The organism is Coxiella endosymbiont of Ornithodoros amblus, from assembly GCF_019425495.1.
Classification (GTDB): domain Bacteria; phylum Pseudomonadota; class Gammaproteobacteria; order Coxiellales; family Coxiellaceae; genus Coxiella.
This window is the reverse complement of sequence record NZ_VFIV01000095.1, coordinates 1-1324: the sequence shown is the minus strand read 5'-3', so window position 1 is coordinate 1324 and position 1324 is coordinate 1. Positions and strand designations below refer to the sequence as shown.

Genomic DNA, 1324 nt, shown 5'->3' with positions numbered 1-1324 from the left:
CTAACCCACTGATGTCTTTCATCAAGAACCCCTTATCCTTCAATAACATCAGGAATTCTACTGAATACTCAGCAGCTTTTCTGACCATTTCATCAACTTAACTGCTTTTGTTATGTATAGAGGTTTTTTTATTAAAAATCATTTTCTTGATTAAAAAATCCTTGAACTTTAAAAAAGTATTTAAAAAATAGTGAGTTTTGAACTTAAAATTTATAAATTAAAAAAACTAGATTCTTAATTTTAAATTTGATAAAATCAAATAGTTTAAAATTTGCAATCTTAAATAAAAATAACATAAATTTAAGTTGCATTGAGGGAGAAATTGCTATTAAAATATGTCCGCTCTTTGCAGAAATTTTTCAATCATTAACAGGGGAAATTTAATGTCGGTAAAAAAACTAGTAACACTTGCTACTCTCAGTATGGCTAGCGTTGGTGTCACTTCCGCTGCATTGGCGGGTGGTCCTGATTATGTACCTGCTTCCAGCTACGCGGGCGTTTATCTTGAAGGTAACTTGGGTTATGCATACCGTCCATGGCGGAAGGATTCAACCACTGTTGTAGGTGTATTGAAACAAGCTGAACTTTTAGGAAGTTCTTCTCGAGGCAACGGTGGCTTTACTTTCGGTGCGGATCTCGGTTATCAATTTAACCAGTACTTCAGCGTTGAAGGAGGTTGGTTCTATCTGCCTAAAGTGAAACTTACAACCGCTCACGTTGTAGATGATGTATCCGTGAGGAAAACTTACAGAGTTAAAAGCGGGATGGTTTATGCTGCATTGAAAGGGATGGCGCCTATTTATGAAAATACCTATGTTTTCGGGAAATTAGGCGTTGCTTACACCTACAATCGAGCTAACACCGGTCTGCCGACTAATAAAATTCCCACAACTTTTAGTTCACGTTCCAGATTTTGGAACCCGTTGTTTGCCGCTGGTGTTCAGTACTGTTTCACACCTAACTGGTCTGTGAATGCTCAATATACGTTCGTACCGGGCTATCGAAATGCTTCGTCCAAGCGTTTTGTAGCGCCAGTTACTCATCTGTTCACCATAGGCCTTGGTTACAAATTCTTAATGTAAGCTAAGCTAAGTCAATCGAAAAAGGGGGCGAATGGCCCCCCTTTTTTGGTCTCGCTTTTATCCTTCAAAGATAAGGTGAGAGCATCCAGCTCCCTCGTTATCCTGCCTTCGCGCCTACGGTGTCAACTTAAGGGATTGAGGTAAAAATAGGGAATCAAGTAGTTGAAAAAAGCCCGTCATCTTCGTGCGTAGGCCGCCTACCGATAGATAAAGAATGGAGGCTTCACACACACAGCCGAAGT

At 39.6% G+C, this 1324-nt stretch carries 2 protein-coding genes; both read left to right on the top strand.

The genetic code is table 11. From position 1 onward, the window contains the following. The first annotated feature begins 249 nt into the window (after nucleotides 1-249). Nucleotides 250-384, top strand: coding sequence for a hypothetical protein (locus FIV31_RS07525; protein WP_280124345.1), 135 nt, complete (start codon nucleotides 250-252; stop codon nucleotides 382-384). After that, a complete protein-coding gene (locus FIV31_RS07520; RefSeq protein ID WP_280124344.1) occupies nucleotides 384-1082 on the top strand; it encodes an outer membrane beta-barrel protein in 699 nt (232 codons plus the stop codon). The genes FIV31_RS07525 and FIV31_RS07520 overlap by 1 nt, the downstream gene beginning before the upstream one ends. Nucleotides 1083-1324: the final 242 nt, after the last annotated feature.

What these genes read in the sequence shown, in the direction of transcription:
- FIV31_RS07520 (WP_280124344.1), top strand. Translation starts at nt 384, where the DNA reads ATGTCGGTAAAAAAACTAGTAACACTTGCTACTCTCAGTATGGCTAGC.